This window comes from Thermosipho melanesiensis BI429, assembly GCF_000016905.1.
Lineage (GTDB): Bacteria > Thermotogota > Thermotogae > Thermotogales > Fervidobacteriaceae > Thermosipho > Thermosipho melanesiensis.
This window is the reverse complement of the sequence record NC_009616.1, coordinates 1,754,367-1,781,327: the sequence shown is the minus strand read 5'-3', so window position 1 is coordinate 1,781,327 and position 26,961 is coordinate 1,754,367. Positions and strand designations below refer to the sequence as shown.

The window sequence follows — 26,961 nt, the reverse complement described above, 5'->3', positions numbered from 1 at the left end:
GATTATTGGAACTTTTCAAGTAATTTGACTAAATTGTATCTTATTTAGTTCTAAAATATTGTTTTCAAATTTTACATATTATGTTATAATGTAAATAAAAGGTAACAGATATTTTGGAGGTGATAATTATGAAGGTAGAAATGATGGTAAAAGATAAAACTATTATATTAACCGATGAAACACCTTTCTATATAATGTTGAGAGATTTGTTTTATGGTGGGGAATGGCATAATATGAAAAAAGATTTTCCTAATTTTTTAAATGATATTGAAGTATTGGAGTTTATTGAAAAAAATGTGACAATATTAAGCGAAGCCTTTTACGGCCCTGTGATTTGGTCAGAGTTGGTTTCATTTTTTAATGAAAAAGGAATTAAACCTGAAAGTTTTGAACATGGAACAGTTGATGGTTTGTATGAACTTGCTATTGAATATGCGGATAAGGATTTGTTGGGAGATGCGAAAAATATTTTGGAATTTGCTATAAAAATTGATAGGAGTTTTGCACCTGCATATGAGTTTTTGGGTACAATACTAATTGAACAGGGGAATTCAGAAGAAGGTATTAAATTTTTAAATAGGGCTATCGAAGTTGATCCTTGGTTAGTTCAAGCTTATTCTACACTTGGGGAAGTTTATTATAACAAAGGTGAGTATGAAAAGGCAATAAATTATTGGTTGAAAGAAATTGAGTATTCGCCAAATGATATCTTTACTTATTTTATGATAGCTGATGCATATACTCGTTCTAAAAACTATGAGAAAGCAATAGAAATTTTAAATAAATTAATAGAGATTGATAGTGATAATGTAATTGCTATGTATGAACTTTCTCAGATTTATAGAGAAATTGGAAGAAATGAAGAAGCAGATATTGTAGAAAAAGAGATTTTAAACTCAAAACCTAGTGATCCAAATGGTATAGAAATTTGGGCAAAAATAAAAATGAAATACGGAAAATACGATGAAATAGTAAAGGTTATGGAGCCAATTATTGATGATTCTTTTGAATCATTGCATCTTAAAGCATTGTTAATTGTACCTTATATTAAATTAGGAAAGATTGAAAAAGCGAAGAAGTATTATGAAGAATTAAAAGAAAATGATTTTTGGTACTTATTTGGTAAAAAAGAAATTTTTGATAAATACCTTACAAACAAGGAGAAACAATTGTGTGGTATGTCTTAAATTTTATTTTAGGTGCTATATTTGGTAGTTTTTTGAATGTAATATTGTTTAGAAGCGTGGAGGGATTAAAAATTAATGATCCTCCACGTTCTTTTTGTCTCAATTGTAAAGTTAGTATCAAATGGTATGATAATATACCAATTTTAAGTTATATACTGCTTGGCGGGAAATGTAGAAATTGTAAAACAAAAATACCTATTAGATATTTTTTAGTTGAATTATTAATTGCTTTTTCTTTTACGTTTCATAGTTTGTTATTTGCAAAATTTGAATGTATACTTTTGAATATATTTATATTTTCAACTGTTGTTGTAGCATATGTTGATTTTAAAATTATGATGATACCGGATTTTTCGTGGTGGCTTCTTTGGATAGTAAGTGTGTTAGATTTATTTAGAGATACGCGTTTTTGGTATTTGAGATTTGTTTCGTTGTTTATTGTACTGAGTATTTTTTTAATTTTAAAAAAGATATATGTAGAAGGTTTAGGTGAAGGTGATATATACTTAATTACTCCCATTGCTTTTATACTAAATTTACCACTTTCAATCTATCATCTTTTACTTTCTTCGATATTAGCTTTGATTTTTTCTTTGGTTAATAAAAAGAAAATAGTTCCATTTGGGCCATTTATATCTATTTCGGGATATGTATTGTATGTTTTTATGTTAAAATATTTTTGAGGTGTTTAATTTGAGGTGTTGTTTTTTGGTATTATCATTCTTTATAATGGTATCTTTATATTTTTTGTTCAATTGGTTCCCATTTAAGTATGCAGAATACATAAATAGTGATTTATTTGATAGGTTGCTTATTTTGAGTATAATAAATGTTGAAAGTAGTTTTAGTGAAGATGCAATTTCTCCACTTGGTGCTTATGGTCTAATGCAGATTATGCCTGAAACTTCTAAATGGCTAAATGAGAAATTTAAAACAAATTACAATGTTTATAATCCAATTGATAATTTAAATCTTGGAATTATGTATCTTGAATATCTATACAAACGTTCTGGAAGTTTAGAGAAGGCGTTAGTTGATTATAATACTGGGCCATATTCAAAAGAAGAGATAAGAAAAGATGCAGGCGGAAGATATTTGAGTAAAGTAAAAAAAGTTTACAGAATTTATAGGTTTTTGTATAGAGGTGATTAATTATGAGAGTAGTTTCATCAAATGAAATGAAAATGCTTGAAAGAAAAACAATTGAAGATTTTGGTATTAGTAATTTGGTTTTAATGGAAAGAGCAGGGGTTTCAACAGTTGAAGTTTTGTGGAGAGAGTTAGGTAATCTTTCGCAATATAGTTTTTTGGTATTTTGTGGGCCTGGTAATAATGGAGGAGATGGACTTGTAATTGCTCGTGAACTTTTAAATTTTACAGAAGCAGTTAAAGTAGTTTTAATATCTGATTTAACCACAAATGAATCAAGAAAAAATTTGGAAATTTATAAGTCATTTGGTGGAGAAATAATAAAGATTTCAAAAGAAAATATTTTAGATGTTCCAAAATTATTGGAAAACAGTAATGTTGTTATTGATGCTATTTTTGGGACTGGATTGTCAAGAGATGTAAAAGGAATTTATGCAGAAGTAATAGATTATATAAACTTATATTCAAAGTTTACTGTTTCTGTAGATATCCCAAGTGGTGTTTCGGCTGATACAGCAAATGTCTTAGGAACTGCAATTCGTTCTGATTTAACTGTAACATTTGAGTATCCAAAAGTTGGGCATTTTTTATTTCCAGGTAGGGCATTAACTGGGAAACTAAAAGTAGTAAAAATTGGTATGCCGAAAATTTTAAGTACTATATATCCATGTGATAAATTGCTTTTAACGAATGAACATTTTACTGTGCCAAATCGACTAAAGGAAAGTAATAAATCGTCATATGGTAAAGTCATAATAATTGGTGGCTCAAAAGAGTTTATTGGTGCTCCATTGTTGTCTGCTTTAGGAGCTATTAGGGCTGGTACTGGTAGAGTTTATATGGCAGGTCCAAGAGACATTGTAAAAAGCGCGGTAAATTATGAACCAGGAATAATTCCAATAGCAATAGAAAATGAATATTTTTCCGAAAACGATGTAAATATAGTTAATAATTACATAGATTCAGATACAGTAGTAGTTATTGGACCAGGATTAGGTAGGAAAAATGGGGTAGGATTATTTGTGAAAAAAATTGTTGGAAGCGTAAATGTTCCGATTATTATTGATGCAGATGCAATATATCATATTTCAAATTTAAAAGACAAAATAAAAGATAAAGATAATCTTGTTATAACACCACATCCAGGAGAATTTGCAAAGTTTCTTGGTATGAATATCTCTGAAGTTAAATATAATTACAAATTGGTCAAAGAAACTTCAAAAGCTTATAACTCTATAATAGCTTTAAAAGATGTAACTACGATTATATCCAATGGAGAAAGTTTATTTTTCAACGTTACAGGGAATTCCTCACTTTCAAAGGGAGGTAGTGGAGATATATTAAGTGGATTGATAGCGGGATTTATTGCTCAAAATGGTGATGTGCTTAACGGTGTTCTTTTGGGAGTATACGTATTTGGTCTTGCGGCTGAGATGTATGAGTATGAGGGACACAATTTGATTTCAGAAATTTTAGATTATATACCTAAGGCAATTTCGGAGGTGATGTGATAGTGAATAGTAATTTAATAAATTTTGTCAGAAAAATATTAAGAGATAATAAATTTGATTTAGCAAAAAGTATCATAGAAGTTGTTGAAAGAGAATATCCATTTTTAAAGTTTGAATTTTCCATTCTTTCAGGTGATTTTGAGAGTGCAAGAGAGATTTTTAATTTATTGGATTATAAATATAAGGAATTTTATGGAGTTTCTCTTTTTGAAAAGGAAGTTTTAATTGAAGAGTTAGAAAATGCAATAAATAGAGTATATAATTCTCTTGATGAAAGTATCGATTTTAATTCCATAAAAGAAGAATATCCAGAAGTTGTAGAACTTATTTCTTTAGAATTGAAGAACGCAATAAGAAAAAATGACAAGGAAAATATACAATATTTAAAAGAGTTACTGAAAAATTTTGATCCAAATACGGATTTAAAGGTTGAAAATAATAGTGCTTCCCAAAAAAGTTTGAATGTATTAGTAATGGGAATATCAATCATTATTCTAATTTTTACTGTTATTTCTTTATTTAATCCAACAATTTTTTCGTTAAAGAATTCTATTGAAAATTTAAATTTAAAGATTGATACAAATTTTGAAAGGTTAAATACAAAAGTTTTTGAATCAAATAATAGGATTTTAGATGAAGTTAGTAATGTAGGAAAGATTGCTGAGAAAGGATTAGAGGAAATAAAGACAATAGAATTGGAAAATGCAAAGAATTTGTTGTTGAAACTTTCGGAGATTGAAGATAAGTTAATGGAAAACAAAGAAAAACCTGAAGAAAAAGCGGTTGAACTATTTAATAGTATTGATCCAAATAATATTGAAACTTTAAGATTTTTGTGGTTAATGGGGTATGAGTATTACAAACAAAAAAATTATTTAATGTCACTAAATTTATTGGAATTTGTTATTGATAAATCATTGGCGTTGAATTTTAAAGATCTTTATTTTTTAGATGATGCATTTTATTACAGAGCATTAATTTACTATGAGATAGGAGATTTCGAAAGAGCCTATTCACTTTTTAATGATTTTATAGAAAGATTTCCAAAGAGTATTTATGTTAAACATTCTAAATATTTTATAAATAGATTGGGAGGTATTGGATGATATACCCCGAGTTTGAATTAAAACCGCAGCTATTTTCAAGGTATCCTTTTGATTGGAACAAGATTTTTGGTAATTTAAATAGGTTGCATGTGGAGTTAGGATTTGGGAATGGTGAATATATATCATATTGTGCAGAAAAAAATAAGGATATTAACTATGTTGGATTTGAACTTTCAATTACTTCAATGGTAAAGGCTCAGAGAAAGTTAAAAAGAAAAAACTTAGAAAACGTAAAGTTAATACTTTGTGATGCCAAATTTGGATTAAGAGAATTTTTTTCGGATGAATCGATAGATAAAGTAATAATGAATTTTCCGGTACCCTGGTACAAAAATTCACAATCACATAGAAGGATAATTATAAAAGAGTTTTTTGAAATTCTATCTGTTGTGTTAAAAATTGATGGTGAATTTGAACTTGTTACAGACCAAGAATGGTACGCAAAAGAAGCTTATGAAAATGCACAAGAGAGTGGAAAATTTAAAGTTTATAAAATAGAACGGAATCCTAAAAGAGAATTTTTAACGAGGTATGAAAAAAAATGGTTGAAATTTAATAGAGATATTTTTAGGTTAATTGTAAAAAAAGAAAAAAAAGGAAGTATTATAAGACTGCTAGGGAGTGATGATGTAATGCCTCATGCAATTAGTAGAATTTCTGAGGAAAAGATTTTTGATATTAAAGGAAAAATTTTCAAAGATAAAGATAAAGATAAAGTATTTGTTATAAAAAATGTGTACAAGGAGTTGAAAAATAATGCGTATATTTTTAAGGTGATTTCAAGTGATAGAGATTTTTCACAGCACTATTTTTTAGTTTTGTACCCAAAGGATGATGGAAGGTGGGTATTAAAACTAGATAGTGAATCTAATCCATACAGAACTCCAGCTGTAAAATGGTCAGTAAAAAAGATAATGGAGGTGCTTGAGTGAAATTTGGAGTTATAGGTGCGGGAAGTTGGGGGTGTGCATTTGCAAATTTATTAGTGGAAAATTCTCATGATGTGTTAGTTTGGGCCCGAAGGAAAGAAATTGTTCATGAAATAAATAGTTTGAAAAAAATAAGTTATTTAAATGGTATTTTACCTTTGTTTAAGGCAACAAACAATATACAAGAAGTTGTAGATTTTTCTGATTATCTTATTATAGCAATTCCTGTTCAGTTTATAAGAGAAAATTTGGCAAAAATTTCTGGTTGGAAAAATGTTAAAGGTATAATAAATCTTTCTAAAGGATTGGAGATAAAGACTTTAAAGAGGGTTTCGGAAATAGTAAGAGATTTTGTTGATTTACCATATACTGTACTTTCGGGGCCTTCACATGCAGAGGAGGTGGCTGAAAAAATTCCAACTGCTGTAACAATTGCCGGAGGTAATACGAGTGAACTTCAGAAATTTTTTAGTAATGATTATTTTAGGGTTTATACTTCAATCGATGTTGCGGGTGTTGAAATTTCTGGAGCGCTAAAAAATGTTATGGCTATTGCCGCAGGTATTTTGGATGGGTTTGGTGGATGGGATAATGCAAAAGCTGCTTTAATGACAAGAGCACTATTTGAGATGATTAAATTTGGTAAAATTTTTGATGCGGATGAGAGAACGTTTTTTGGCTTGTCTGGTGTTGGAGATTTAATGGTTACATGTAATAGTAGACATAGTAGAAATAGATTGTTAGGAGAATTTATAGCCAAAGGAAAGACTTTGAGTGAAATTGTGAAGAGTTCAAAAATGGTAGCAGAAGGTATGTACACTGTTAAAGCAGTTGTTAATATTGCTTCACAACAAAGTATTGATATGCCAATTTCAAAGGAGGTTTATAAAATTTTGTACGAAAATAAAGATCCTAAGATTTCAATGTTGGATTTAATGAGGAGGCCTTTAAAGGAAGAATGGTACATTTAGTAAATATATTTCTTGGAATAATTTTTTTAACCATATTTTTTGGTGTAAATAATATATTTATTAATATTATAGTTAGTACTCTGGTATATGCAATTTTTATGTTTGGAAACATTAGTTTTTTTAAACTTTTGTTTATCCTTTTGAAAAGTATACCAAAGACTTTGTTGGAATCTTTTTTTATTTTTTTTAGTAAAAGTGAAGAGGTATTATTTTTAGATTACAAGGACGATTTTGATATGTTGGTAAAAATTTTGAGTATTACGTTAACCCCAAAGACAATTGCTTTTGATCACGATGAAAAGTATTTATATATACATAAAATGGGGGATTAGCATGATTTCTTTAGTTTTTGTGGTATTCTCAATTTTTTTAACTATTTTAGGTATAGGTTGTTTTAAAAATATCTATGAGAAAATAATCCCTTTACTTTCAATTTCGACAAAGATTTCTATTTTGATTATTTTATATTCGTATTACAAAAATATACCTATAATTATTGATATAGGTGTGCTTTACATGCTATTATCTATAGGAGGAGCTTTTGTAATAACATCGTTTATTTCAAGGAGTGATTTATGATAATTATTCTTGGAGCAATTTTGATGCTAGTTGGAAATATATGTGCACTATTTAGTAAAAATATTTTTAAAAAACTTCATTATCTAAGTGCAGGGGATACTGGTGGAGCCATTTTAATTTTTATAGGTTTGATGCTAAATAATTTTCAAATTTCTAAGCTTTTTGTAGCGTTAATGATTTTTTTAGTTGGTATGCCGGCTGTTACGTATTTTATTTCAATTTCATTGGTTAGAAGGGAAAAAAGAAGATGATACGAATATTTTTATCTAGTTTTGCTGTGCTTGTTACTATAATGATATTTTTTTCAAAGAATGTTTTTAATTCATTTTTATATAGGACTTCTTTAAGTGTCTTAATGGTTGCCATATATGCTGTTTATTTTGCTCCAGACGTGGCTATTACTGAGGCGATGCTTGGAGCACTATTGGCAACTTTTATTTATCTTCTATCTTTTAAGATTCATTCAAAGTTGAGAGTTGCAATAGTAAAAATCCCTGTAATTGCTCAAAAATATCAAGACTCATACATTGGTATTGTCCCGAGCATTATGGATGATTTTTCTAAATTGTACAATCATAAAATTGAATATTTAGAGGTTGAAGATATTGAAAAATGTAAGGAATTAGCACAATCTGGGGAAGTGGATTTAGCAATTTCTTTTGATGGTGATTTTAAAATTTTGAGTATTCCTTATTACAATGTTAATGGAGTAGAAATGAGTTATTTTGAATTACTTGAGTTAGGTGAAAATTCCAATGTTCATAAAAGTTCAAATAAAATACTTTATTTTACTTTTCCTGACAAAAATTCCATTGTTTATTTGGAATTTCAAGATTTTTACAATCAAGAGTATATAAATAATGTTTTAAAAAGATACAAATTGGGAGGGATTTAAATGGCATATGTACAAGAGGCAGTAAATAAAATAATTGAATTGTGTAAAATAGCAAGTCCTACAGGTTATACAGATAAAATTATGGAATACTTGGTTAGTGAAGTGAAAAAGTTGGGATTTAAATATGAGATTACAAACACAAAAAGTTTTATTGTAGATTTAGGACATGGTGATAGTAATGCAATTTTATTTATGGCTCATATAGACACTTTAGGAGCAATGGTGAAATCCATAAAAGAAAACGGAAGATTAAAATTAACAAAAATCGGAGGATATCCGTTTTCACATATAGAAAATGAAAATTGTATAGTTTTTACAAGGGATGGAAAAGAATATACAGGAACAATATATAATGTTCATCCTTCTGTACATGTTTACAAGGATACTGGAACAATTGAAAGAAATGAGGACAATATAGAGGTTGTATTAGATCAGAAAGTAAAAAGCAAGGAAGATGTAAAAGAACTTGGGATAATGCCTGGCGATTTTATAGCATTTGATCCAAGGACTATATTGACAAAGACGGGTTTTTTAAAAAGTAGATTTTTAGATGATAAAGCAGGAGCAGGTATATTGTTGACTTTAGCAAAAATAGTAAGAGATTTTGTGATAGAACCAAAAAGAAAGATTTATATTATGTTTACAAGTTATGAAGAGGTAGGACATGGTGCAGCAGCAGGTATTCCAGAAGATGTTAGTGAAATTATTGCCGTTGATATGGGAGCTGTTGGTGGTGATTTAGAATCTGACGTGTATTCGGTTTCAATTTGTGCAAAAGATTCAAGTGGCCCATATGATTATGATATTGTAACAAAATTAATAAAAGCAGCGAAGTTGGCAGATGTAAATTTTACAGTGGATATTTACCCATACTATAGTTCAGATGCTAGTGTTGCAATGTATGCTGGATATAACGTAAAGCATGGACTAATTGGTCCTGGAGTTTATGCTTCTCATGGATACGAGAGAACTCACGTTGATGCAATAGAGGCAACGTTAAAACTACTTCAAAAATATCTTGAACTTGAATAATGTGGTAGAATATAATTGGAAATCATGGAGGGATTATTTTGGAAGGTAACTTAAATTTAACTAAAGCTGAACGTAAGTACTTGTTAGTTGTCTTTTTAACATTAAATTCAATGGGTTGGACGAGATTAAAAAAGGTTTCTGATTATGCTAATGTAAAAATGCCTTCTGCTAAACAGGCATTGAATTCGTTAGCGCAAAAAGGGCTAGTTTATTATGAAAAAAGAGGAGCAATTACACTGACAGAAGAAGGAAAGAAAATAGCATTAAGGGAAAATAAAAATATACAGGCATTTAAGAATTTTTTGATTGATTTTTTAAAAATTGCTCCTGAGAAAGCTCATAAATCGTGTATGAAAATATACTTCGATTTAGATGATGAAGTAGCAGAAAAGTTTGTAATGTTTTCAAAATTTATGAATGAATGTCCACAAGAAAAACCTCTTTTTTTAAAACATTTTGATGAATTTTTAAAAAATAATAGAATTGTTAGCAAATGCCCTTTCATGAATTTGGAGGATGATAAAGATGGAGATTGATATATTGGTGAAAATAAATAAAGATGATGTTCATTATTTAAGTTATATTTTAGAATCACAAGATAATATGGTTAATGTTAGAAAATATGAAGGGAATATTTTAAGGATAATTACATTAGATTATTTTAAAGACGATGTATTGAGTATTTTGCGAGGCTTAAAAAATGATATTTCATTTGAAGTTATAAAAATTGAAAAAAACTGTGGAAGTGCTGGATGAAAGGGAGAATTATATTTATTATTGTATTGATTCCTATTTTATCACTTTCTAACGGGTTATATTTTTTATATGAAGATGGTACAAATTGTACTATGTATTGTGATAAAGATTTTTATCCTCGAACGAATAATACTATTGCTGTTTACGGAGATTCAAGATGGAATGATAAGATTCATGGGAAAATAGTGCAATTAATTGAAAATAATAGACCATCAATAGTTATTCACCTTGGTGATATGGTAAATAGAGGTGATAATTTAAGGGAGTGGAAAAAGTTTTTTGAGATTACTTCAAGTTTGAGAAAAAATTCTTATTTTCAACTGGTAAAAGGAAATCATGAAAATCCAGATATATACTTCAAAAAATTTTTTGGTTATTATAATTATTATGCTGATTATAAAGGGGTTAGGTTGATTTTTCTTGATTTGAATGGTTCAGTAGATTTTTTAAAAAAATATGGGAATAAAAATAGCATTGTTTTTATTCACTATCCAATTTATACAGTAGGACCGCATTACAAGGATAATTTGAATTTGTCAAGATTGAATGATGTAATAAAGCAAAAGGGGATAAAATTAGTGATTTCTGCACATGATCATAATTATCAGCGTTTTGTTGTTGGCAGAATAACTTATATAGTATCTGGTGGTGGAGGAGCTTTTCTTTATGATAAAGTTATTTATAATGAGCATTTAGTTTCGTTTTATAAAAAACATCACTTTTTACTTTTGAAACTAATTGGAAATTCTGTTGAAATAAAAGTTATAGATTTGGAAAATAAGGTTTTGGAGGAATTTTCTGTTGAATTTTAGGATAGATTATAGGGAAGTTTCAATAAGTGATGTTGAGGATTTGTATAATTTTAGAAAAAAAATACTTAATGAGACAAAATTTTTGATTACATCTCCGGATGAAATAATGGATTTTCATTCTTTTAAAAATTATGTACGATTTTATATTGAAAATAAATTTAGGAATATTTTTGTAGCAAAAATCGAGAAAGAAATTATAGGAGAGTTAGTTATAATGATACATGAAAGAAAAAGAATGAGACATGTTGCAGAATTTGGAATTTCCGTTTTGAAAGAATTTAGGGGAATTGGAATTGGTAAGTCTCTTATACAAATTGCTGAAAAATGGGCATTTGAAAGGGGGGTAAGGAGAATACAATTGGAAGTGATGGGGAACAATTTAAGGGCGATAGGTTTATATAGTAAACTTGGGTATAAGTTTGAGGGGAGAAAAGTGCATGCAGTTAATTTAGATGGAATGTATGTAGATCTTTTAATAATGGCAAAGGTAAAGGAATGAGAGTATGAAAAAGTTGCCCATTATTGTGTTAATATTAGTTTTATTATTGCTACCATATTTTTTATTTAGAATAGATTTGTTTAATGCAAAATTATATCTTGATAAGTTTTCTCATGTTGCTGAACTAGATTATGAAAATTACGTGGATTTTATAAAGGAATTGGTAAAAATAAAAAAACCTGATGGATATTTGTTAGAGAATAATGAATTGTACTTTAAAGGTAATGTTTATAATGTAGATTTTTCTTCTAACTTTGTGGTTATGGAGTTTGAAGAAGAAAAGCAACTTATTTATGTTAGCAACAATGTATTTTTTATCGTTCCAAAGATTAAATCTTATTTTATTTTTTTTAATAACGAATATTTAGTAATTAATGAACAAAATTTTGCGGAAAAGTTAGACGACATTTTTCCAAATGTAACAAGTAATATTACATATTATGAAGGAAGAAAAGTCTTTTATCAAAAGGTAATGGGAAATGGAATAAACTATATCGTATATTATCCTTATCCGAAACAACACATTATGTTATATTTTGTTTTTATTCCGTTTTCTGTTTTTATATTTTATTACTTTTTTGTCTATTTAAAAAAGTTTGAAAAAGAGCCTGAAGAAAAAATTAGTAAGGTGGCAAAAGCTCTAAAAATCTTAAAATATATCCTTGAAAACTGTGAAAACAAGGATGATTTTAAAGACGAGATAAGAGAATTAAAAAGAATTTTTAAGGGGGATTGAAAGTGGAACTATTGGTTGATTCATTTTTTTCTTTAAAAGAGATTTTCGATTATATAGTACCAGTGATAGTCAAAAATGAAAATGGATTTTTAATTGTTTTCGATAGATATTTTGATTGGAATTTAAGTGGTTTAAATTTTCTAAGAACTGAAAATATTTTGGACATAACTTTTAATGTTTATAGTATAAACAATTTTGAACTTAGTGAATTTTATGACTTTTCATCGGAAAATATTGATATTTTTAAGATTAGAAATTTTGTCGCAAAAGAGATGTTAAAGAGAAAATTAAATGATAATAAAAAGTTATTGAAGTTAGAAAATTCTTTTGAAAAAGATGAATTAATAATAAATATGGATATGGATTTTTTAATAGAGCATCCAGAAATTTTTACTTTAAAACATTCAGAAAAATTTTTTGATTTATATGTATTCAATGAATTACTAAAGATAACAGAAAAGTTTAATTTAAATATTTTATCGAGTAATACTTTGATATATAAATTAAATCTAAATTTTGATTTTTTGTTATTTATGGATTTTTGGAATGAGTTTGTTAATTTAAATGAAAAAATTTTGGTTGAAATTTCTCAGAAAAGTTTTTTTGAAAATATTAATAAAATAGTAGATTTATTAGAGACGATACCGCTATCTACATTAAAATCTTTATTACAAAAAAAAGTAGATGTAAAATCACTTGTTGAAGAATTTAAAGTTTTTGATGAGTTATTTAGGAGGGATAAATAATGATAAGTACAAAAAAAGGGGATTTAGGTTTTACTTCACTTGCAAATGGTGAAAGGGTAGATAAAGATAACTTAAGAGTTGAAGCGTATGGGACTATTGATGAGTTAGTTTCAAATTTAGGGATTGCAAGAGCGTATTTATCTGGAAAGATAAGAGATATTATTGAAGAAATACAAAAAGATTTGTTTAGAATGGCTACAGAATTAGCAAAAGGGGAAAAGTTTGTAAAGTTAATTGACAATGAGGATGTTGAAAGAGTAACAAAGTATGTCGAAGATTTCGAGAAAGATTTGAATTTAAATACTTTTGTAATTCCGGGAATGAAAAAAGAAAGTGCATACATGGATGTTTGTAGAACTATTGCAAGAAGAGCTGAAAGAAATATAGTTAGGCTATCAAAAAATGAAAAGATTAGAAAGGAAATTTTGGCGTATATAAACAGAGTTTCTGATCTCTTTTATGTAATTGCAAGATATTTGGAAAAAGATGAGATTAATAAAATTAAAGTTTCAGAGTTATGATAAATAATCAAATTTTTAAGGGGGGAGTAGTTTTGGTAAAGATAGATGGAAACACTTTAACAATCGATGATGTTCATAATGTTGCAAGAAATAAAGAAGATGTAACTCTTGATCCAGAAGCAAAATTAAGGATTGAAAAATCAAGAGAAAACATTGAAAAAATTTTAAAAGATGAAAAACCAGTTTATGGTGTAAATACTGGATTTGGTGCGTTGGTAAATGTAAGAATTTCAAAAGAAGAGTTAGCTGCTCTTCAGAGGAACATAGTATTATCTCATGCAGCAGGAATTGGTAAGTCACTAGAACCTGATGTTATAAGGGCTATGATGCTTTTGAGGGCTAATTCTTTAGCAAAGGGTTTTTCAGGTGTTAGACCGTTGGTTATTGAAAAATTAATTGAATTTTTGAATAAAGATGTTGTACCATTTGTGCCAGAAATGGGTAGTGTTGGTGCAAGCGGGGATTTGGCACCACTTTCACATATTGCTATGGCATTAATTGGTGAAGGTTATATAATGTCTGGAAATAAAAAGATTAAAACTAAGCAGTTTTTAGATTCAAAAGGTATTAAACCTTTGGTATTAAGAGAAAAAGAAGGATTGAGTTTACTAAATGGAACACAATTTATGACATCGATTTTGTCACTGTTAGTAAGAGATATGTTCAAATTAATTGAAGTTGCAACTTTAGTGGCAGCTGGAGCTGTTGATGTGTTGCTTGGAACTCCAAAAGCTTATGATGAAAGAATACAATTAGCAAGAAATCACAAAGGACAAATTTACATTGCAAAGTTGTTGAGAGATTATTTATCAAATAGTGAATTAAGAGAGTCTCATATTGATTGTGGAAATGTACAGGATGCATACACCCTTAGAACAATTCCACAAGTTTATGGTGCAGTATATGATATCCTTGAATTTGCAAAAAGCGTAGTTGAAAATGAAATAAATGCTGCAACAGATAATCCTTTAATCTTTGATGGAGAAGTAATAAGTGGCGGAAATTTTCATGGTGAACCTGTTGCTCTTGTTTGTGATTATCTTTCAATTGCCTTGACAGATATGGGAAATATGATTGAAAGACGAATTGATAGATTGGTAAATCCTATGGTTAATAGAGGTCTTGCACCGTTTCTTGCAACTGGTAAAGAAGGATTGAATTCTGGATACATGATTTGGCAATATACAGCGGCAGCAATTTGTAATGAAAATAAGGTTTTATCTCATCCTGCAACTTCTGATACTATTCCAACATCAGCATATCAGGAGGATCATGTAAGTATGGGTGCAACAGCTGCAAGAAAATTAAAAAAAATCTATTCAAACCTTATTAATTTAATATCAATAGAGGCAATGTTGGTTAAAGTTGCATTGGAATTAAGAAGACCTCTAAAGTCATCGGAAAAAGTTGAAAAATTTTTTGAGAAGATAGAGATCCAAATGAATGGAGATAGATACTTTGGAGATGATTTTAATAATGTTAAAGAAAAAATTATCTTGGAGGTGGAGAGATGAAGTTACAGATAAAATTGATATTAATTCTTGTAATAGTAGCGGTAATAGCAACGGTTGCGAGTATATCTGTTTCATTGTATCTTTCATTTGGTCATTTTTCACAAATGGCAAGCACTATTAACGAACTTGTTCTTACTTCCATATCAAAAGACATACAAGCTATTCTTAGCAATATTATTGAGTCCATTTACAAATATGCAACGGGGGGTTCTCTTGCTCCATACCTTATGAATGCAACTAGTGAACTTGGAAAAAAACAACTTGCTTGGGGTATTCGTAATGCTCGTAATGCTTTGAAAAAGGATGGCTTTCTTTGGACTTATCTTGTTTTAGAAAATGGTCAAATATTTGATGAAACCGGTGAATTAAGTATTGAATTTCCAGACAAACTTGACGTATTGGTTCATCAAATATTCGATAAAGAAAAAGAATATGACATATACATACCATATATCTATGAAGGTACAAGCACAATAGCGGTAGTAGTGCCGGTAAAGGATTTCAGTGAGAATGTAACAGCAGTACTTATTGGGTTATATCCACAAGCAGTATTACAAGATTCGGTAGAGAATGCAAAGATAGGAGAGAATGGGATAATAAGCATACTATATGATACCATAGTGATAGCCCATCCAGATAAAACAAAGGTAAACAAATTAGACGTAGCAAAAGAAAAAGAACTTGAAACATTAAACTCTGCGCTATCAAAAGACAAAGGGACGGTAATATTCAAATACAATGGAATGAAAAAATTTGCAAGTTTTGTAAAAATAGACGACTTACCATTAAAAGTAATGGCAACAATAAATTATGATGAAGTGATAAAAGAGGCGAAAAAGATAGTAAACTTAGGGATATTAACGGGGGTAATAGTAGCAATAGTAGCGGGAATAATAGCATACTTTGTATCAAAATCAATAAGTAGACCAATAATAGAGATAAGTGAAATAGCCAAGAGAGTAGCGGAAAAAGACCTAACAGTAGAGATAGAAGAAAAAGAAGGCAAAGATGAGATAAGCCAACTAACAAATGCGTTTAAGATATTGGTAGATAACTTCAAACAAACAGTAGGAGAAGTAATGAAACTAAACTCACAAGTATACTCCGTTTCACAGTTATTAGATGACATGGTGGAAGAAGCGGAAAAAGCGGCGAAAGACGCAGAAGAAACGGTAAACAAAGCGACATATGAGATACAAGAAGTAGTATCAGCCACAGAAGAAGCAAACAGTGGAATGGAAGAGATAGCATCAGGGGCGCAAAACATAGCAAATTACTCAGAAAACCTAGCAAGGAAAGCGGAAGAGATGAGAGAAAAAGCGACAGATTCAACGGGAAGGGTAAAAGAGTTGAAGGGAGTAATAATGGAAGTAGACGAAAAGATGAAAGAGACGGAAAAATCAGTAAGGGAGATGGAAGAATCATCGACAAAGATAGAAGAAATAGTAGAAACGATATCAAGTATAGCGGAACAAACAAACTTACTAGCACTAAATGCAGCGATAGAAGCGGCAAGGGCCGGAGAAGCAGGAAGGGGATTTGCGGTAGTAGCAGATGAGATAAGGAAATTAGCAGAAGAAAGTAAGAGCCAGACACAAAAGATAGCAGAAGTATTAAATGCGATAAAGAATCAAGCGGTAAACGTAGCAAAATACACAGAAGAAGTGGGAGAAAAGATAGAAGAATCCGTAGGGTCATCAGAGAAAGTAAGTGAAGCAATAAGAGAGTTACTAGAAAGGATAGAAGATATATACGGAATGACAAATGACTTAGCAGCGACATCGGAAGAACAGAGTGGAGCATCAGAAGAGGTAAGCGCAGCGATAGATAGGGTAACAAAGACATTGATGGAAGTAGAAGAAGAAGTAAAACAAATGGCAGGACAAGTGGAAAAACAAGCAAAACAGGCTGCAGAGGTAAAAACATATTCGGATGACTTAAATGATGCTGTCTCTTCATTGAACGAATATTTGGCTAAGTTTAAATTGTAAAAAAATTCCCCCTCTTCTTGGAAAATCCCAAGAAGAGGTTTTTTTATTTTTTAATTAAAAGCAAACCATATAGCGATCCAAAGGCATATGAAATATGTAAGATACGACGTATATGAAACTGAATTCCATTAACAAAAAAGTTTCAAGAATTACTCAAGATACCTTGACTGTAGGTATTGATGTAGCAAAAAGAACTTATTGTATCAGAATGATGGACTTTCGTGAAGTTGATTTGATTAAGCATTTAATAATGCCATAGATTGGGTAAAAAATCTGGAAGAAAAAATAAATAGTGGAAGTAAGGATGCAGGCGTAATAGCTAGATTAATAAGGGATGGAAGATATTTTGACATATATTTGCCAGAAGACATATATGGAGAGTTGAGAGTAATAACCACAACAAGAGAACAGTTAGTGAATAAAAGAAAAAATGCGAAATATATGGGGATGTCAGTAATGGATGAATACTTTCCAGAGTATAAAAAGATATACAAAAACATATTCTCAGAAGGGTCAATAAAGTTATTAAAAACCCACCCATTTCAAAAGAAATAATAGAGTTGAGATAGAAGAAATAGAAAGAATTTTGAAAGAATCTACATAGAGATAGGAAAAGTAGGGCACAGAAGATATATGAATCAGCGAAAAAATCAATAGGAGTAAGAGAAGGTCAAAAAAGTGCAAAAATCAAATTGAGAATGTTATTAGAAGAAATAGAGTTTTTAACAAGTCAAATAGAAGAGTTAGAAAAAGAAATGGAGGAATTGGTGGAAGAAACGGAAGAAGGGGAATATATAAAGAGCGTACCTGGGATTGGACCAATAATGACAGCAATAATATTAGGAGAGATAGGAGATATAAACAGATTTAAAAGCTGGAAAGAAATAAGAAAATTAGCTGGATTAAATCTGTATGAAGTAAGCTCAGGGGAACATAAGGGTAAAACACGAATAACAAAAAGAGGAAGACCATTGCTCAGAAAAATAATATATCTGATGGCACAAGCAACATTAAAACATAATCGTGAAATGAGAGAAAAATATGAAAAACCGAGGAAAAGAGAGAAGAATCCATTAAAAGCAGTACAAGCGTTAATAGCAATAAGGTTGAAAATGATAAGGATAGTATTTAAACTAGCAAAAAGTAAGATAAAGTATGAACCAGAAAAAGTATAAGTATAGGTGAGAATGCAGTTTTCCTCCATTAGGAGAAAATCCAGGATACGAGAACAAGCAAACTCACCATACCTCAAATAGGACGAAGGAATGTTAGGACGGTAAACGATCCTGATGGACATAAGAGGGTTAGTTTGAGAAGAAAATGGTAGATAATAAAAGGAAATTCAAATAATGAATAAGAAATTCAAATAATGAATAAGAGGTATGGGATTTAATATAAAGGTTAACTAAAGATAGGTGAAAAAACAGATGAAAAAAGAAAGTAACTAATTAACTCTTTTTAAAGATAAAAGGAGAAGAGTAATATTTTCAAAAAATTAAGAAAAAGCAAATTTCAGGAGGCTAATTAAAAATATTTCTTTGAAGAGGAGCTTGGTAAAAGATAATGAAATTTTGAGATTGGCGTTAAATGTATCTCAAGTTTGTAAATTAAGATGTAAATATTGTTATGCAAATAGTGGTACGTATGGTACTCCTGGGCTTATGAACAAAAAGGTATTAAGACAAGCTCTTAACTTTTTTCTTTCAAAATATAAAATTCACAACATACATATATTTGGAGGAGCCCCCCTTTTAAATGTAGATATAATTGATGAAATATTTAGAATTTTAGCATTAAAATTCAATAAAAAAACAACGGATAACTATAGCTACAAGCTTGTTTGTTCCAGAAAAAAACTCAATCATTTTATTGAAATTTGCAAAGCATATGTTGATAAGTTGATAATTGATATAGTTGTTAATGTTGATGGGTTTAAAGAAATACATGACTATACGTGACCTAGCATTGATAGCAAATTAAAGAGTTTTGAACATGTGAAAAATAACATTAATTTACTAAAAAAGATAGGTCTTCCTATTTCATTTGAAGTAACATACACAAAGTTACATAAAAAACTTGGTTATGATCTTTTGAAACTATACGAATATTTCTATTATGAATTTAATACTACAGATGTGATTATTTCACCGGTTTATGATTGGAATGGTTCTTTAGTGCAAGAGCTAAAATATGATGCTTCAATAGTGCAAGAGTACTATAAATTAATAATTTTTTTATTGGAAAAAAGCAGTAAAGAAACTTTAGATAACTTTCATGATGTTTTGCTTCATAAATTACTTATAAGTTATCTTAATCCTGCAGATTCTTTGAGAAAGATAATTGTTAGTACATTTTGTTCAGCTGGTTCAAATTCATTTATTGTCGATATTTTTGGTAATATTTATCCATGCCAACTAGTTTTAGAAAAATCAGAATATAAAATATCAAATGTTGTTAAAGATAATGAAGAAAATATATTAAGAAATATAAAAATTTGGAGAAATAAAACTTTGAAGACATTTACAAAAGCTAAATACAATAATTGTAAGGAATGCTATTTCTTGTTTTTCTGTAATAAATGCATTTTTAAAAATAATTACCAAAATGATATGTTTAAAGAGTGTCATATTGAAAAGAAAATATTGGAAAAAATTTTAGAATTTGATCCTTGAACATTGATACTTTAAAAGTTAAATATGAAATAATTCTTTTGTGGGTAAAAAATATGAAGTTATTTTCATTAAACGATCATTTGGGATATGTTATCAAGAAGTTTGAAAGAAAATACAGAAAGCACTATTCATATTTCTTTTTTCTAGAAAGTTTATTTTTAACCACAAATATTCTTACACCAATATTTATTAAAAAAACTATAGATAGTGCTTTTTACAAAAGTAGCATGAGAGAAATTGCGATTTTTTCAAGTCTTTATCTTATCACTTTGTTATTTCAAACTTTTATTATGTATAAACTTAACTATTTAGCTTCAAAAAACTTGTTGAATAATTCTCGTGTTAAGGAATCAAAAAGTGTTTATGCAAAAATAATTTCCCTTCCTCTAAGTATGTTAAATCCTCAAAATACAGGTGAATACTTTTCGATTTTTGTGAGAGATATTCCCAAAGCAACTTCAGAAATTTATGCCGGAAGGTTACAATTTTATTTTAATATTGTTTTTTTCTTTGTTGTACTTTTATTACTTTTAATTTTGAATGTAAAGTTGACAATTATCGTTTTTATAAGTGTTTTGTTATTCTACCTATCAACTTCTACCCTAAAAAAATTTGTTATTAAAACTTCTAAAAATGATAGAGAAAGTTACAATGTGTTTTTGAAAAGATACAAAGAAATTGTTGAAGGAATATCTATATTGAAGCAGTATCCTAATTCAAAACTTATTGAAAATTATCTTGATACAAGTGCAAAAAAATGGAGTAAAGATAATATTAAATTTAGAACTGTGACTGAATTATCAAATCAGAATATTGAAATAAATAAATGGTTTGGAAGCACTTTTGTTCTTGGGTTTGGTGTCTATCTTCTCTGGAAAGGTAAAATTAGTGTTGGAACGCTTGTTGCTTTCGAAGCATACATGAACTGGATATACGATATAGTTAGAATGGGACTTACAGGTTTAAACATGTTTTTTTCATCCATACCAAATTGGGAAAATTTTACCAAAGTTTTTTCGTATCCCTTTGAACAATCAAGTGGAATAAAACTGAAAAATTTTAAAAAATTGGAAGCCAGACATGTGGGATTTGAGTATGATAAAACAGTGGTACTTACTAATGTGAATATTGAAATAAATTCAGGTGAAAAAGTAGCGATAGTAGGTGGATTAGGTGTAAGAAAAAGTACTTTGGTTTATCTTTTTAATAACTTTCTTAGCCCAACAAGTGGTAAAATTCTTATTAACGATATTCCCATTGAGCAATTTTTACTTCCCTCGCTAAGAAAAAATATTATTCTTGTTAAATCTAATGATATTTTGTTTGATACTTCTATTAAAAATAATGTTACACTTTTTGAAGATTTTCCCGAGGAGGAAGTAAAAAGAATTCTTAAAATGTGTGAATGTGATTTTGTTGAAAAAATGGAAGGAGGAATAGATAGTGTAGTAGGAGAAAGAGGAGCAAAACTTTCGGATGGTCAGAGACAAAGAATTATTCTTGCAATGGCATTAATAAGGAAACCCAAGTATTAATTTTAGATGAAGCGACGTCGGGAATAGATAGTGAAACAGAAGAGAAAGTACTTGAAAGAATAATAAATGAAATTAACACAGTAGTTATTATTTCTCACAGGTTATCAACAATAAAAAAGGCAGAGAAAGTGTATTTTATAGAGAATGGTTGTATTTTAGATTCGGGTTCACATGATGAACTTATTAAAAGATGTGAAAAATATAGGAAACTTCTTAATAAACAAATTGTTGAAATGTAATAAAAAAGTTATATTAGATGATTTGAACATGGATAAAGTGATATGAGATAAGCGTTAATTAGCTAACGAAGTTAATTCCATGATTTTAGAATCAAATAATCATTCAGAATTTAAATTAAATTACCATTTGGTGTTAGTTACAAAATATCGTAGAAAAGTAATTTTGGTGAAAAATACCATACATATGTAATGTTTTTAGTACAGTCAAAATCAAAACTCAGCAAATTCATTAGACTTAAAAAGCAGCATTGTCAAGGAGATAAGACATACAGTATATTAAGCACAGGTGAGAAATATTCAATTGCCGATTTGACGAAATACGAAATGCGATTTAAAAGGTTGTATAGAAAATTTTCAAAAAAACAAAAAGGTTCTAAAAACAGAGAAAAAGAAAGACTAAGGTTAGCAAAATATATAGAGAAAATCAATAATATAAAAAACGATTGATACATAAAATAAACAGCAAACTAGTCAACGAAAACTAAGTTAGTAATATTGCGGTAGAAAATTTGAACATATAAGGTATGCTTAAAAAAACGTTGTAAAAAACGCTTTTATAGAGCTAATAAATTTGCATCAAGCCAAACGTGTTCGATCTGTGGGTATATAAATAAAAAAAGTAAAAAAGCTAGGCATGAGAAAATGAACATGTCTGCAATGTGGAACAGGCCATGATAGAGATATCAATGCTACTATAAATCTAATAAGTTATGCATAGAGATAGCTACTGAGTAGGGCGAGGACCGTGTGAAATTATGCCAGTTGACTGTGCTCTTACGGTGGAAATCCGAAAAGAGTTTTACGCCCCATTAACAGGTTGAAGTAAAAAAACATCTTCATGGCAGATCGTAAGATGTGGTAGTTTCCATTAAGGTTTGTAATTGGTGTTTAGAAGGTTATATTTAATAAATTATTTGAATAATATTAGAGGTATTAAACATAAAAAACCCCCATTCATTAATTTATGAATGGGGGTAAAAAATTGCAGGTAACTTTTATTGTTTGGTCATTACTAAATAAATTGCAACTCCTGCAATTGCAGAGGAAATAATTGAAAATATTAACGCAAACGTAGAAGTATTTGAAGTGGTTTTATTTTCAGACTTTAATGTTTCAAGTTCATGATTTATTTCGTTTATTTTATTTTCAGTTTCAGATTTTATTGTAGAATAATCATTTTTTAAATTATCAATGTTTTTTGTGATACTTTCATAATTTCCAATTACTTTATTAAGTTCTTCAAGCTTTGTTGTTATAGATTTAATTGTTACATCATAATCAGATTTAAATGTTTGAAAATCAACTTTTAATTGTGTAATATCGCCAGAAAATGTTGAAAGCCTAGTATCTAATGCCTTGGTTTTAGCTGTAAGATATTCTTCAAGACTTGCATATTTGTTGTTTAATGAATCAATAGAATCTTTTGTGTCATTAATATTTAACTTTACATTTTCGATTTCAGTGTTCATTGTATCTATTCTTTTGTTTAATTGTTTTTCAAAGTTGGTATATTTAGAAACAAGTTTATCAAGATCACTTTTATCTGCTTTTTGTGAAATTAAATTGGCTATATTTTCATTGCTGGATTTATTTTCAAGTACTTCAATCTTGCTTTTTAAGGTTTCAAGTTCATTTTTCAACGAAGAGATATCAATTGACAGACTTTTAACATCATTTTTTGTGTTCACTAGTGAAGTTTTTAATTCACTTAGTTCAGATGACATAACTTGTAAGTCATTTTTTAAGTTAGCCAAATCTTCAACTTTATTCATTGCTGTACTAACAATATCAGAAAGTGTTAAGATTTGTTCACGGAGTTTACTAACATCAGTTGTGTTTGAGACAGCTTTATCAATTTGCTGTTGAAGGTAGTTCATTATCCTATAAAGTGCTACTGCTACTTGATATCTAGTCATTGCTTGGTTTCCTTGGAAAGTTCCATCAGGCATACCACTAACAATTCCGAGTTTACTTAATTCGTTAACTGCATCATATGCCCAATGATTTACAGGTACATCTCTAAAAGCGCCAAAAAATACGACAGTAAACATCAAAAGAAATGTAATAAAAAGTTTTTTCATACATTTACACCTCCCTAGATTATTTCAACAAGTTTTTCAGGTATTTTGTATGCAGGTAACACAAAATCGGCATAACCTTCTTCAATAACAGATTTAGGCATACCGTAAACTACACAAGTTTCTTTTGATTCGGCAATTACAATACCTTTATAATATTTTACTTTGAATGCTCCTTTGGTTCCATCTTTCCCCATACCGGTTAAGATAACTGAAACGGTTTTATCCTTGTAAATTTCAGCAACTTTATCCAAAGTAAAATCAACTGCTGGTCTAACATTATTTATCTTTTCGCTTTTTTCTAGGTAAACAATACTTTTTTTATCGTGCAATTTAATTCCAAGATGATAGTCCCCAGGAGCTATATATACCCATCCTGGTTTTAAAATATCTCCCTCTTCTGCTTCTTTAACATTTAAGTTTGATATTTTATTTAGTCTATTTGCCAATGATTTTGTAAAACCCGCTGGCATATGTTGAACTAATATAATTGGAGCTGGAAAGTTAGCAGGAAGTGGAGGAATAACTTGATCAAGAGATTTCGGTCCACCAGTCGATGAGCCAATTACAACAACCTTTCCAGAAACAAGTGATTTGACGTTCAGTGTTTTTGGCTTATATAGAGCTTTTCTTACTAGAGCATTAATATCAATTTGCATAGAATTTCTTATTTTTTTAATCAAATCTCCAGCAACTTTTCTAAAATTCATAGAGATACTGCCGGCTGGTTTGGTAATAAAATCAACAGCACCAAGCTCAAGTGCAGTAATTGTAATATCTGCGCCTTCTTCAGTAAGGCTACTTACCATTATTACTCTTGCAGGTGCACGTTTCATAATTTCCTTTAATGCTTCAATTCCATTTAATTTTGGCATTTCAACATCTAGCGTAATAACGTCAGGTTTAGTTTTTATTGCAAGCTCAACAGCTTCAAGGCCATCTTTAGCAATACCAACAACTTTCATGTCATTTTCTTTTTCTATGACATCTTTTAAAATCATTCTCATAAAAGCAGAATCGTCAACGATTAATACCTTTATTTTTTCTTCCATTTTATCACTCCCAGCATATAAATAAATGGAAATAGTGTCACAAATAGAAAACCTACAACTTTAGCAATTATTATATTCCAACTAAATAATAAATTACCTATTATTGCAATACCTACAACCACAGAAAACATCGCAGCCCAAAGAACTATACCGGAACTTATATCTTTTATAATTTTTACTATAGGATGATATTCTGGAATGAATAAGTCCAACAAATTTTCAATTAATGTATTTATTAGTTCAGAAATAATAACAAAAAATACCGCAAAAAAGATCCAAATATAGTTATTCTTATCTATTGGTAAAAACAAAGAAATAAATAGTACTATAAATCCTACAAAAAAATGAATTCTTAAATTTTTTTCTTGGGATATAGCAATTACAATACCCTCTATTGCATGGGAAAAAGATTCTTTTAAATTACTCGAACCCAATTGTTCGCTTGGCTTTTCTTTCAATTCGTGGCTTGTAGAACTTTTCTGTGAGTGTGGTACCATACTTCACCGCCTCGATATTTTTGTCTACATATTTTGGATTTAAGTTTTCTTTAATTGAGTCAATTAGGTGTTCTAGTTTTACAATAGAAGTTGCTTTTACTACGACACCAAGCATTATCATATTTGCAAACATTTCATTTCCTAACTTTTCTAAAGCGAGTTTTGAAGCTTGAATATTTATTTTTCTCTTCGTCATCCTAAATGAATCTAGTGGCAATTCTTTTATATATGTATCGTCAATAATAATTATACCATTATTTCTTACATATTTACACTGACCAATCATTGAAGGGTGTAATATTATCAACAGATCAAAAATTGTTGCTTTTGGAAAATCAATTGGTTTGCTGGATATTAACAGATCACAATAACTGGGGCCTCCTCGAACTTGTGCTGTATAGTTTTGGGTTTGAACAACATATTTGCCTGCTTTTACCAAAGCTTTTGCAAGTGTTAAACCGGCAATTAAATTGCCCTGACCGCCAATTCCAGCAATTCTAATTGAAAAAGGTCTTTGAATTTCCATTTATTACACCTCCGAATTTTTTGAAATTGCAACGACTTTTTTGTATTTTGAATAAAAATCAGGTTTTTCTTCTTTTTTAAATACTCCAATTATGATTTTATCTTTTAAATCTTTTTCATCCATGTTATCCGCTTTTGATTTTAGGATTGCATTTTCTTTCATAAAGTTGTGGATATCCCATGCATTTTTCATGCCATTATATCTACCGTAGTATGTGTGACAATTTGTCAAAACTTCTACAACACTCATTCCTTTATGATTGATAGCTTCTTTAATAAATTTTACGGTCATGGGGTAATGATATACGGTACTTCTTGCAACGTAAGTTGCACCAGTTGAGAGGGCTAAATTTACTATATCAAAGGAATTTTCAATATTACCATATGGCATGGTACTTGCAATTTTTTTCTGGGGTGTTGTTGGAGAATGCTGCCCCCCTGTCATTCCATATATCATGTTATTGAATATTATGACAGTTAAGTCAATATTTCTTCTACATGCATGTATAAAGTGATTACCACCAATTGCAGTAATATCTCCATCCCCGCCCATAACTATTACTTTGAAATCCGGTTTTGCAAGTTTTACGCCAGTTGCAAAGGCAATAGCTCTACCATGTAAAGTGTGAAGGGTGTTAAAATCTAAATATCCAGTTACTCTTGATGAACAACCTATTCCCGATACAACCGCTACCCTATCTTTTTCAAGATTTAGCTCGTGGACAGCTTGTATGAAAGATTTCATTATTATTCCATTACCACAACCTGGACACCATACTGTGGGCCAGCGGTCAATTCGCAAATAGTTTGTTAGGTTATCCCTGTTCATCTATTACACCTCCAAATTTTTCAATTTTTATTTTTGAAACTTTGAATAAAAAATCTGTTAAGGGATCAGGATAATCATTTATAAAAACTACTCTCTTAATGCCTGCATTAATTATTAACCTTGCGCATACAGAACAAGGTTTATGGGTTATATACATTGTTGAGTTATTTGTTGATATCCCAAATTTTGCTGCTTGCATTAAAGCATTTTGTTCAGCGTGTAATGCATAACAAATTTCTTGATTTTTACCGGAGGGTATTCTTAAATCATCCCTTATACAAGGAATGTTGTTACAATGAGGAAAGCCAGATGGAGGTTGGTTGTAGCCAGTTGAGAGGATTCTTTTATCCTTTACAATTAATGCTCCAACTTTTCTATGAATACATGTGGAACGTGAAGCGATAATCAGTGAAATCCTCAGAAAATACTCATCCCAACTTTTTTGTGGTGTACTTTCGCTTTTAAATTCCAGTTTGTTAAGGTATTTTTCTAGTTCCATTTCTTTTACTCCTTTGGTTGTTATCTATAAAGATTTTAATATATTTATTTATAAAAGCAAGTCATAAATTATGTAAAGAAGCAATTTTATTCCAATATAAC

General features: G+C 29.4%; 33 protein-coding genes and 2 pseudogenes. 29 read left to right on the top strand and 6 right to left on the bottom strand.

What is annotated here, in order from left to right; translation table 11 throughout:
* Positions 1-128: 128 nt before the first annotated feature.
* The 29 genes and pseudogenes from TMEL_RS09180 (at position 129) to TMEL_RS10225 (ending at position 21,827) form a co-directional block, all read left to right on the top strand.
* Positions 129-1,187, top strand: a complete 1,059-nt coding sequence (locus tag TMEL_RS09180; RefSeq protein WP_012057989.1) for a tetratricopeptide repeat protein — start codon at positions 129-131, stop codon at positions 1,185-1,187.
* On the top strand, positions 1,172-1,870 hold the full coding sequence (locus TMEL_RS09175) for a prepilin peptidase (protein WP_012057988.1): 699 nt from the start codon (positions 1,172-1,174) through the stop codon (positions 1,868-1,870). The genes TMEL_RS09180 and TMEL_RS09175 overlap by 16 nt, the downstream gene beginning before the upstream one ends.
* A gap of 1 nt (position 1,871) precedes the next feature.
* Positions 1,872-2,339 (top strand): lytic transglycosylase domain-containing protein, encoded by a 468-nt coding sequence (locus TMEL_RS09170; protein ID WP_231109741.1) that lies wholly within the window; start codon positions 1,872-1,874, stop codon positions 2,337-2,339.
* A gap of 2 nt (positions 2,340-2,341) precedes the next feature.
* Positions 2,342-3,847 (top strand): bifunctional ADP-dependent NAD(P)H-hydrate dehydratase/NAD(P)H-hydrate epimerase, encoded by a 1,506-nt coding sequence (locus tag TMEL_RS09165; RefSeq protein WP_012057986.1) that lies wholly within the window; start codon positions 2,342-2,344, stop codon positions 3,845-3,847.
* Positions 3,848-3,849: 2 nt separating this feature from the next.
* Positions 3,850-4,953 carry a tetratricopeptide repeat protein gene (locus TMEL_RS09160; RefSeq protein ID WP_012057985.1) on the top strand — a complete coding sequence of 368 codons (1,104 nt, stop codon included), beginning with the start codon at positions 3,850-3,852 and terminating at the stop codon, positions 4,951-4,953.
* The gene (trmB, locus tag TMEL_RS09155) at positions 4,950-5,885 is read left to right on the top strand and encodes a tRNA (guanosine(46)-N7)-methyltransferase TrmB (protein ID WP_012057984.1); all 936 of its coding nucleotides are present in this window, start codon (positions 4,950-4,952) and stop codon (positions 5,883-5,885) included. The genes TMEL_RS09160 and trmB overlap by 4 nt, the downstream gene beginning before the upstream one ends.
* A complete protein-coding gene (locus TMEL_RS09150) occupies positions 5,882-6,853 on the top strand; it encodes an NAD(P)H-dependent glycerol-3-phosphate dehydrogenase (protein ID WP_012057983.1) in 972 nt (323 codons plus the stop codon). The genes trmB and TMEL_RS09150 overlap by 4 nt, the downstream gene beginning before the upstream one ends.
* Positions 6,841-7,185: a hypothetical protein gene (locus TMEL_RS09145; RefSeq protein ID WP_012057982.1), complete on the top strand. Its 345-nt coding sequence runs from the start codon at positions 6,841-6,843 to the stop codon at positions 7,183-7,185. The genes TMEL_RS09150 and TMEL_RS09145 overlap by 13 nt, the downstream gene beginning before the upstream one ends.
* A gap of 1 nt (position 7,186) precedes the next feature.
* Positions 7,187-7,432 (top strand): hypothetical protein, encoded by a 246-nt coding sequence (locus TMEL_RS09140; RefSeq protein WP_012057981.1) that lies wholly within the window; start codon positions 7,187-7,189, stop codon positions 7,430-7,432.
* Positions 7,429-7,683, top strand: a complete 255-nt coding sequence (locus TMEL_RS09135) for a monovalent cation/H(+) antiporter subunit G (protein ID WP_012057980.1) — start codon at positions 7,429-7,431, stop codon at positions 7,681-7,683. The genes TMEL_RS09140 and TMEL_RS09135 overlap by 4 nt, the downstream gene beginning before the upstream one ends.
* Positions 7,680-8,327, top strand: a complete 648-nt coding sequence (locus tag TMEL_RS09130) for a Na(+)/H(+) antiporter subunit B (protein ID WP_012057979.1) — start codon at positions 7,680-7,682, stop codon at positions 8,325-8,327. The genes TMEL_RS09135 and TMEL_RS09130 overlap by 4 nt, the downstream gene beginning before the upstream one ends.
* Positions 8,328-9,359, top strand: coding sequence for a M42 family metallopeptidase (locus tag TMEL_RS09125; RefSeq protein ID WP_012057978.1), 1,032 nt, complete (start codon positions 8,328-8,330; stop codon positions 9,357-9,359).
* 38 nt (positions 9,360-9,397) lie between these two features.
* Complete coding sequence (locus TMEL_RS09120; protein ID WP_012057977.1) at positions 9,398-9,895, top strand: metal-dependent transcriptional regulator; 498 nt, start codon at positions 9,398-9,400, stop codon at positions 9,893-9,895.
* Positions 9,885-10,115, top strand: coding sequence for a DUF4911 domain-containing protein (locus TMEL_RS09115; RefSeq protein WP_012057976.1), 231 nt, complete (start codon positions 9,885-9,887; stop codon positions 10,113-10,115). Before TMEL_RS09120 ends, TMEL_RS09115 begins: the two co-directional genes overlap by 11 nt.
* Complete coding sequence (locus TMEL_RS09110; RefSeq protein ID WP_012057975.1) at positions 10,112-10,927, top strand: metallophosphoesterase family protein; 816 nt, start codon at positions 10,112-10,114, stop codon at positions 10,925-10,927. Before TMEL_RS09115 ends, TMEL_RS09110 begins: the two co-directional genes overlap by 4 nt.
* Positions 10,917-11,426 carry a GNAT family N-acetyltransferase gene (locus TMEL_RS09105; protein WP_012057974.1) on the top strand — a complete coding sequence of 170 codons (510 nt, stop codon included), beginning with the start codon at positions 10,917-10,919 and terminating at the stop codon, positions 11,424-11,426. The genes TMEL_RS09110 and TMEL_RS09105 overlap by 11 nt, the downstream gene beginning before the upstream one ends.
* A 4-nt stretch (positions 11,427-11,430) precedes the next feature.
* A complete protein-coding gene (locus TMEL_RS09100) occupies positions 11,431-12,162 on the top strand; it encodes a hypothetical protein (protein WP_012057973.1) in 732 nt (243 codons plus the stop codon).
* Positions 12,163-12,164: 2 nt separating this feature from the next.
* Positions 12,165-12,908 (top strand): hypothetical protein, encoded by a 744-nt coding sequence (locus TMEL_RS09095; RefSeq protein WP_012057972.1) that lies wholly within the window; start codon positions 12,165-12,167, stop codon positions 12,906-12,908.
* Positions 12,908-13,429, top strand: a complete 522-nt coding sequence (locus TMEL_RS09090; protein ID WP_012057971.1) for a cob(I)yrinic acid a,c-diamide adenosyltransferase — start codon at positions 12,908-12,910, stop codon at positions 13,427-13,429. The genes TMEL_RS09095 and TMEL_RS09090 overlap by 1 nt, the downstream gene beginning before the upstream one ends.
* A 32-nt stretch (positions 13,430-13,461) precedes the next feature.
* A complete protein-coding gene (gene hutH, locus TMEL_RS09085; RefSeq protein WP_041426121.1) occupies positions 13,462-14,943 on the top strand; it encodes a histidine ammonia-lyase in 1,482 nt (493 codons plus the stop codon).
* On the top strand, positions 14,940-16,934 hold the full coding sequence (locus TMEL_RS09080; RefSeq protein WP_012057334.1) for a methyl-accepting chemotaxis protein: 1,995 nt from the start codon (positions 14,940-14,942) through the stop codon (positions 16,932-16,934). Before hutH ends, TMEL_RS09080 begins: the two co-directional genes overlap by 4 nt.
* A 112-nt stretch (positions 16,935-17,046) precedes the next feature.
* Positions 17,047-17,193, top strand: coding sequence for a hypothetical protein (locus tag TMEL_RS10615; RefSeq protein ID WP_238375212.1), 147 nt, complete (start codon positions 17,047-17,049; stop codon positions 17,191-17,193).
* Between the two features lie 98 nt (positions 17,194-17,291).
* On the top strand, positions 17,292-17,489 hold the full coding sequence (locus TMEL_RS10610; protein ID WP_231109740.1) for an IS110 family transposase: 198 nt from the start codon (positions 17,292-17,294) through the stop codon (positions 17,487-17,489).
* 143 nt (positions 17,490-17,632) lie between these two features.
* The gene (locus TMEL_RS10605; RefSeq protein WP_231109787.1) at positions 17,633-18,109 is read left to right on the top strand and encodes an IS110 family transposase; all 477 of its coding nucleotides are present in this window, start codon (positions 17,633-17,635) and stop codon (positions 18,107-18,109) included.
* 363 nt (positions 18,110-18,472) lie between these two features.
* The gene (locus TMEL_RS10600) at positions 18,473-18,892 is read left to right on the top strand and encodes a radical SAM protein (protein WP_238375211.1); all 420 of its coding nucleotides are present in this window, start codon (positions 18,473-18,475) and stop codon (positions 18,890-18,892) included.
* A gap of 36 nt (positions 18,893-18,928) precedes the next feature.
* A complete protein-coding gene (locus TMEL_RS10595) occupies positions 18,929-19,606 on the top strand; it encodes an SPASM domain-containing protein (RefSeq protein WP_049750445.1) in 678 nt (225 codons plus the stop codon).
* 53 nt (positions 19,607-19,659) lie between these two features.
* Positions 19,660-21,380: pseudogene (locus tag TMEL_RS09065) on the top strand (ABC transporter ATP-binding protein).
* Positions 21,381-21,459: 79 nt separating this feature from the next.
* Positions 21,460-21,540 (top strand): annotated as a pseudogene (locus TMEL_RS10230) (IS200/IS605 family transposase); the annotation flags it as partial.
* A gap of 29 nt (positions 21,541-21,569) precedes the next feature.
* Positions 21,570-21,827, top strand: coding sequence for a hypothetical protein (locus TMEL_RS10225; RefSeq protein WP_075666877.1), 258 nt, complete (start codon positions 21,570-21,572; stop codon positions 21,825-21,827).
* A gap of 548 nt (positions 21,828-22,375) precedes the next feature.
* Here TMEL_RS10225 and TMEL_RS09055 read toward each other — a convergent pair.
* The 6 genes from TMEL_RS09055 to TMEL_RS09030 are packed head-to-tail and all read right to left on the bottom strand — an operon-like array spanning position 22,376 to position 26,860.
* A complete protein-coding gene (locus tag TMEL_RS09055; RefSeq protein ID WP_012057969.1) occupies positions 22,376-23,461 on the bottom strand; it encodes an S-layer homology domain-containing protein in 1,086 nt (361 codons plus the stop codon).
* A 14-nt stretch (positions 23,462-23,475) separates the two neighbouring features.
* On the bottom strand, positions 23,476-24,510 hold the full coding sequence (locus TMEL_RS09050) for a protein-glutamate methylesterase/protein-glutamine glutaminase (RefSeq protein WP_012057968.1): 1,035 nt from the start codon (positions 24,508-24,510) through the stop codon (positions 23,476-23,478).
* Entirely contained in the window at positions 24,495-24,944 is a 450-nt protein-coding gene (locus TMEL_RS09045) for a diacylglycerol kinase family protein (protein WP_012057967.1), read from the bottom strand. Before TMEL_RS09045 ends, TMEL_RS09050 begins: the two co-directional genes overlap by 16 nt.
* Positions 24,931-25,533 carry a 2-oxoacid:acceptor oxidoreductase family protein gene (locus TMEL_RS09040; RefSeq protein ID WP_012057966.1) on the bottom strand — a complete coding sequence of 201 codons (603 nt, stop codon included), beginning with the start codon at positions 25,531-25,533 and terminating at the stop codon, positions 24,931-24,933. Before TMEL_RS09040 ends, TMEL_RS09045 begins: the two co-directional genes overlap by 14 nt.
* Positions 25,534-25,536: 3 nt before the next feature.
* Complete coding sequence (locus tag TMEL_RS09035) at positions 25,537-26,361, bottom strand: 2-oxoacid:ferredoxin oxidoreductase subunit beta (protein ID WP_012057965.1); 825 nt, start codon at positions 26,359-26,361, stop codon at positions 25,537-25,539.
* Complete coding sequence (locus TMEL_RS09030; protein ID WP_012057964.1) at positions 26,348-26,860, bottom strand: deoxycytidylate deaminase; 513 nt, start codon at positions 26,858-26,860, stop codon at positions 26,348-26,350. The genes TMEL_RS09035 and TMEL_RS09030 overlap by 14 nt, the downstream gene beginning before the upstream one ends.
* Between the last annotated feature and the right edge of the window lie 101 nt (positions 26,861-26,961).